This is a genomic window from Proteus faecis (assembly GCF_030286765.1).
Taxonomy (GTDB): domain Bacteria; phylum Pseudomonadota; class Gammaproteobacteria; order Enterobacterales; family Enterobacteriaceae; genus Proteus; species Proteus faecis.
Map to the genome: position 1 here is coordinate 1 of NZ_JASVWV010000034.1, position 6,088 is coordinate 6,088.

The 6,088-nt window shown below is 52.4% G+C and carries 9 protein-coding genes; 7 read left to right on the plus strand and 2 right to left on the minus strand.

Annotation, left to right across the window (positions count from 1 at the left end; translation table 11 throughout):
* Positions 1 to 113: 113 nt before the first annotated feature.
* Positions 114 to 284, minus strand: coding sequence for a hypothetical protein (locus QSH13_RS18140; protein ID WP_275231119.1), 171 nt, complete (start codon positions 282 to 284; stop codon positions 114 to 116).
* 427 nt (positions 285 to 711) lie between these two features.
* Here QSH13_RS18140 and QSH13_RS18145 point away from each other — a divergent pair, with 427 nt between their 5' ends.
* The 7 genes from QSH13_RS18145 (at position 712) to QSH13_RS18175 (ending at position 5,659) form a co-directional block, all read left to right on the plus strand.
* Positions 712 to 1,179: an STY4534 family ICE replication protein gene (locus tag QSH13_RS18145; RefSeq protein WP_113355624.1), complete on the plus strand. Its 468-nt coding sequence runs from the start codon at positions 712 to 714 to the stop codon at positions 1,177 to 1,179.
* 20 nt (positions 1,180 to 1,199) lie between these two features.
* Complete coding sequence (locus tag QSH13_RS18150; RefSeq protein ID WP_286039411.1) at positions 1,200 to 2,147, plus strand: Rpn family recombination-promoting nuclease/putative transposase; 948 nt, start codon at positions 1,200 to 1,202, stop codon at positions 2,145 to 2,147.
* Positions 2,148 to 2,304: 157 nt separating this feature from the next.
* Positions 2,305 to 2,967 carry a PFGI-1 class ICE element type IV pilus protein PilL2 gene (gene pilL2 / locus QSH13_RS18155; protein WP_113355627.1) on the plus strand — a complete coding sequence of 221 codons (663 nt, stop codon included), beginning with the start codon at positions 2,305 to 2,307 and terminating at the stop codon, positions 2,965 to 2,967.
* Positions 2,964 to 3,704, plus strand: coding sequence for a hypothetical protein (locus QSH13_RS18160; RefSeq protein ID WP_286039412.1), 741 nt, complete (start codon positions 2,964 to 2,966; stop codon positions 3,702 to 3,704). Before pilL2 ends, QSH13_RS18160 begins: the two co-directional genes overlap by 4 nt.
* 13 nt (positions 3,705 to 3,717) lie before the next feature.
* Entirely contained in the window at positions 3,718 to 4,461 is a 744-nt protein-coding gene (locus tag QSH13_RS18165) for a TIGR03759 family integrating conjugative element protein (protein WP_113355630.1), read from the plus strand.
* Positions 4,462 to 4,473: 12 nt separating this feature from the next.
* Complete coding sequence (locus QSH13_RS18170) at positions 4,474 to 5,112, plus strand: transglycosylase SLT domain-containing protein (RefSeq protein ID WP_286047530.1); 639 nt, start codon at positions 4,474 to 4,476, stop codon at positions 5,110 to 5,112.
* The gene (locus QSH13_RS18175; protein WP_001764966.1) at positions 5,102 to 5,659 is read left to right on the plus strand and encodes an integrating conjugative element protein; all 558 of its coding nucleotides are present in this window, start codon (positions 5,102 to 5,104) and stop codon (positions 5,657 to 5,659) included. Before QSH13_RS18170 ends, QSH13_RS18175 begins: the two co-directional genes overlap by 11 nt.
* A 237-nt stretch (positions 5,660 to 5,896) precedes the next feature.
* On the opposite strand, the gene QSH13_RS18180 is transcribed toward QSH13_RS18175, so the two are convergent.
* The coding region (locus tag QSH13_RS18180; RefSeq protein WP_286039432.1) for a hypothetical protein at positions 5,897 to 6,088 on the minus strand (192 nt) is incomplete at its 5' end.

A 6,088-nucleotide genomic window follows, 5' to 3' on the forward strand; every position in this document is an offset into this window, starting at 1 on the left:
ACCTCCTGAGGTTCTTTTTAACATTGCAGAGTTGGTGGTACTGTCAGGCGTTATTAACCGTAACGCCTTTTTTATTGGAAAAATTTATTCATCCATGTGATTGAGTACCTGAATCACCCAGTCCGGGCAAGTGCGGACGCTGTTTTTTCCGGTGGACATAACCGGGATTTTACCGCTCTGACAGAACAAGGTCTGTGTGTTGTCTTTTCAATAAGTTGAGCGAGGTCTTTTTGAGTCAGATGATGTTGCTGTAACCAGATTTTCAGTCTGTTTCTGTTATCCATTTTATTCTCCTGTGTTTTTTCTCTCTGTTTTACTTTTTTACTTGACAAATAAAAAAAGCAGATTAATCCTTGTTCAGCTTATACCGTTGCATAATGCAACATTGCCAATGCTTCAGTTGTCTGAGAGAAGCGCCTACGGGTGACAACGATGCCAATGTTCCGGCAATCTGAGAGGAACGCCTACGGGTGATTGCCACTGCCAATCCTCGGGTCATCTGAGACGAGGGCCTACGGGCGATGACAGAACTCCGTTCGTCCTTGAAATTGACGGAGGATGATAACCGTACTGTGTTGTCATCAGGATCACCTTATACAACGCAAGTCGTCAGTTCGGGAGTAATCCTGTTACTGACCCCGGTGGGAAACACGTTCCTGCCGGGACGATGTTTCTCACTTTTTTACCTTTTTTATCCAATGGAGAAACATCATGACCAGCAAAAATACGGCAATATCTGAAAATAAATACTTTAATCTGCATGTGAACGGGATTGGGTATTTATCGAATATCCGTCAGGTTAACGGCCCTAAAGGGCAGTTTTTAACCGCAGTGATTAATGCACTTAGTGGACCGGCTGATAACCCTGTGTACGTTCGTTTTGATACGACAGTCGTCGGGGAGAACACGGTCTCACTGGTCAGACGGTGTATTAAAGCGGTGGATGAGGACAAAAAAGTCCTGACCGGGTTTACATTAAGTAATCTGGCCTCCGATATTTTCACCCTGACAAAAGGTGAGCATGCCGGAGAACAGCGGGTCAGCCTGAAAGCCAGACTGCTGAATATTGACTGGATTAAAATCGGTAAAGAAGTGGTATATAAAGCCGAGAAAAACCAGTCAACCCCGCCGGGGAATGAGCAGCCTGCATCCAGAGAATATGCAGCTGATTCTTTTTAGTCATTAATAAGGAGTTTTCTGTGACTAAAAATACACAACAACCGGTACATGATGCGTTATTTAAGCAGTTTTTAACGCATCCTGAGAATGCCAGGGATTTTTTCGCGGTGCATTTACCGGCGAACATTCTGCCTTTGTGCGATTTAAGTACACTGCGCCTGGAGCCGGCCAGTTTTGTGGAGCGCCGTTTACGTCAGCTGCATTCGGATGTGCTGTATTCCGTGCAGACAACGGAAGGGGAAGGGTATATCTACTGCCTGATAGAGCACCAGTCAAAACCGGATCGGTTAATGGGTTTTCGTCTGATGCACTATGCGATGTCAGCGATTTCGCATCATCTGAAGAAATCGCCGGCGGATAAGACACTGCCGTTGGTGGTGCCGTTTCTGTTTTATCAGGGCAGTGTTTGTCCTTATCCGTACAGTATGAACTGGCTGGACGGGTTCGCCGATCCGGCGCTGGCTCAGCAGCTGTATACCCGGTCATTTTCGTTAGTGGATTTGAGTGTGCTCAGTGATGAGGAAATCCTGACACACAAGGGTGTTGCCCTGCTGGAGCTGGTTCAGAAACATATTCGGACCCGCGACGGTTTGATGTCGGTATTGCCGATAATCGCGCAGATAATTAACTCGCAACACAATACGGTTGACCAGGTGAGGAGTGTGATGGAATATATTGCCTATCAGGGGTATATTCTGGATGAATCCCGCTTTTTCAGCCAATTGATTGCACTGTCACCGGAGTATAAAACGATGCTGACAACGATTGCAGAACAACTTGAGCAAAAAGGTATCGAAAAAGGTATCGAAAAAGGTATCGAAAAAGGTATCAAAAAAGGTCGTGAAGAAGGTATCGGCCTGGGTGTTGAAAAAGTCGCCCGCTCATTATTACAACAGGGGGTTGATCTGAACATTATTATGCAATGTACCGGATTGACCAGGGAAAAGATTGAGTCATTAAAACATTAATCTTTTCTATTTTTACTCTCAAATGCCGGCATGACTGCCGGCATTTTTTATGCCCGCCGTTTTCTTTTTTTTTCGGAAAACTAATTTCTCATTGAGAGCACTTGCTTTTCTGCGCACAGTGTGCCTGTGACTTTATTTTATTAACACAGGACAGAAAATGCGTATGAAAATTCTCCCGATATGTCTTGCCCTGACCTCACTGCTGTTGGGGGGCTGTGCAGATAAACCCTCCCGGCCTACCGAACCGGTGGCTGACACCGCGATCCCAGTCAACACCACTCATGTTCAGCCGGTGCTCCCGGATCTTTATCCGTCAGCGCCGGAAGTTGTGCGTTATGATCGTTACCGGCTGGTTGATATTTCGCCTTCACAGGCACAACGTTACCCGCTGGAACAAATTGTTCACCTGCGTATTCCGGCTTCCGTTTCACCCACGGTCGGGGATGCGCTGCATTATGCCCTGCGTGATTCCGGATATCGTCTGTGCACCTCTGATGATCAGGCGAACCGCCTTTATCGTCTGCCGTTACCCGCTGTTCAGTATCAGATGGGACCGATCCGCCTGAATGTGGCGTTACAGCTCCTTGCCGGGCCGGCCTGGCAGTTGTTAGTGGATGATGTACAGCGGGAGGTGTGTTACCGACTTCGTCCGGAATACACGCCGTCTGTGCCGGATGCCGGAAGGGGCAGCACTTCATCCGTCTCTGTGGGCACTCCACTTTCTGCGGGCAGTACGCCATTGCCAGTGCCTCCGGTGCTGAATACCTCTGCCGGACATAGCGGTGTGAATAAGGTTCATCGCGGAGGGTGGCTGAAATGACTCATTCTGAAGAATTGTCCGTAACCCCATTACATAAAAAAATTTACCGGGGGGTGATTGTGACGGGCGTGGTCGCCTGTGCTCTGGTGGCCGGTATCCCGCAGTTTATCCACAGTAATGTTATCAGTTCACACTCAGAGGCTCTGTCACAACTCGGACAGCGATTACAGGCGATTGAGATGAAGATGGCTGACTCTGTCACGGATGACCGGATGAATGCGCAACTGGACGTGCTCCGTCAGGGGCTGACGACGCTAAAACAGGATGTGGCATCACAGCGCGACACCCTCAGAACGGTGACAGCACAGCTGGCGGTGGCCGGCAAACCGGATGAGCAGATCGCCGTACTGTCTGACGGGCTGGAAAAACGGCTGGCACAACTGGAAACCCGCCAGGCACAGTGGGCACTGGCGTTACATCAGTTGCAGGAACAGCGTCAGCCGGTACAAAAAACGGTCAATCCCCCGGTTGTCAGGGCAAAACCCGCCGCGCCGGAGACTTCCCGTCCCGGGGCTTCTGCCCGTCCATCCCGGACCGTGCCGTTTCAGTTAACCGCGATTGAACAGCGGGGCGGTCGTCTTCTTGCCGCACTGGCTCCTGCGGATATTCGTCAGCTGGAGCAGGTGCAATTACTGCCGGTAGGCGGACGTTATCAGGGCTGGGAAATGACCGACATTCAGACTGACCGTGTGACATTACGTTATCAGGGGCGCACGGTGACGTTGCGCCTGCCATAAAAGGAATGCCGTGATGAAAAACATAAGATGCGTGGTTTTACTGGGCGGGTGTCTGATGTCTGCACCGCTGACAGCTGCACAGTCTGTTTCCGGGGCAACCCGACCGGTTCAGATTGAGGCGGGGAAATCGGCTGAGAGTCAGACACAGTCATTGCAGTATGAGGCGCAGGAATGGGGACTGAGTGCGGAGGAGTATGCCCGTTTTGAGGCGCTGATGAAAGGGCGGCGCGGTATTCAGTCTCCCGGACTGGATCCCCTGACGACACTGGGCATTGAGGCCCGGTCAGATGAGGAGCGCCGCCGGCTGGCTGAAAAGTGGGTACAGCAGGAATTTGCCCGGGCGGAAAAAGAGCTGGCGTTTCAGCGGGAAGTGGATGCGGCCTGGAAACGGCTCTATGGTCAGATATTACCGGTCAGTCTGGGAACAGCCGGCGCGACCGCCGGGATGGTACAGGGAACAGCACAGCGCCGGCAGGCGTTATTTGTGCAGGCGGAAAACTGTCGCGCGTGTGATGCCCGTCTGGCCACTCTGCTGGCCGGCAAACAGCCGTTTGATATTTATGTGCTGGGGACACAGGGGGATGATAACCGCCTGCGGGCCTGGGCCAGACAAAAAAATATCCCGGCAGAGCGCGTCAGAAAGCGGGAAATTACGTTAAATCATGATGGCGGCCTCTCGCTTCAGTACGGACTGACCACCACACCGGTGGTTATGCAACAGTTACCGGATGGGCGGTGGCGTCCGCTCACACCTTAATCCGGAGGCGTGATGCGTAAAAATTCCCTGCTCATGCTTGTCCTGTTGCTGTTTTCCGTGCCGTTACCGGCGCGGGAGGTGCCGGCGGGCTACCGTGAGGTGGCCCGGCAGGAGAATGTACCGGCAGAAGCCCTGTATTCCCTGGCACTGACGGAGTCATCCTGGACATTACCGGCACATCACCCGCAGGCCGGTGAAATCCATCCCTGGCCGTGGACGCTGAATGTGGCCGGTAAAGGATACCGTTATCCGACACGGCAGGCCGCCTGGCAGGCTTTACAGGCATTTTTACAGACGACATCACCCAAACGCATCGATGTGGGCATTGCACAGGTCAATTTAGGCTGGAACGGGCATCACTTCCGTTCCACCTGGGAGGCTTTTGATCCTTATACCAATCTGCATGTGGCAGCCCGTATTCTGAAGCGCTGTTATGACACATCACCGGGCAGCTGGCTCCGTGCTGCCGGCTGTTATCACCATCCGGCGGGCGGTCAGCCCGCCACCCGTTATAAAGGTATCGTCCGGCGTCAGCTGGCAACACTGACGGGCGGTACCCAACCCGTCCCCGCTCATTTACCGGTAGCCATTGCAGAACGACCGGTATCGTTTGTGTGGATAGAACCGGAGAACAAAACCGATGCGAAATAATTCCGAAAAAAAGACAACGCGTGCCTTTTATCCCCTGTCCGTCCTGGGGATGCTGCTGTTTTGCGCGGCCGGCGGCAGTCAGGCGGCATTAACGGTGGTTGCGGATCATGGCGGCGGGCAGCCGGCAGCCCCTTTTTATGACGCAATCAATAATGCCCCGAATGAATGGACAACAAAGCCGGCATCCCGTGCCCTGCCGTCCGTGATGGCCCCGTCAATGGTGTTGCCGGTTGAGACACCGGAAATGACACCGGGGGAGGTGGATGATCGCGCCCTGCATTTACCGGGGATTGGGGCACTGTATCTGGTGGGGGATGATCCGTTATCCCGGGCCTGGCTCACACAGCATGCCACCCGGCTGAAGGCAATGAATGCGGCCGGGATGGTGGTGAATGTGAAATCGGATGCCGGATTACAGGCGCTTCAGGCGCTGGCTCAGGGAGGACTGCTCTCCCCGGCATCCGGCACCGATTTGGCTCACCGTCTTCAGTTATCCCATTACCCGGTTCTGATCACAGAAACCGGGCTGACCCAGCAGGTGAAGTAATGCTACCGCCGATATGGCCTTCAGACGGGGTTGACTCCCCGGTATTCTGGCTGGCGGTGCTGATGTGGTGTGTGTTCTTTATTGTGATGAGGATCACGGGGAAAAAAAACCGTCCTGCCGGCCGTCATCGTCACTGTCACGGGAAAAAAATGCGTGAGCCGGAAAAAGAAAATCCGTCAGATCCTCCCCGGGGATGAGCGCAGTGAGCGAATTGTTTTCCGGCGTGTCGGTGAGTTTTTAAACAGTGTTTCCAGTGGAAACACTGTTTGATTTTTGAACACTGTTTCCAGTGGAAACACTGATTAAGTTTTGAGCACTGTTTCCAGTGGAAACACCGGTTAAGTTTTGAGTACTGTTTCCAGTGGAAACACCGGTTAAGTTTTGAGCACTGTTTCCAGTGGAAACACCGGTTAAGTTTTGAGTACTGTT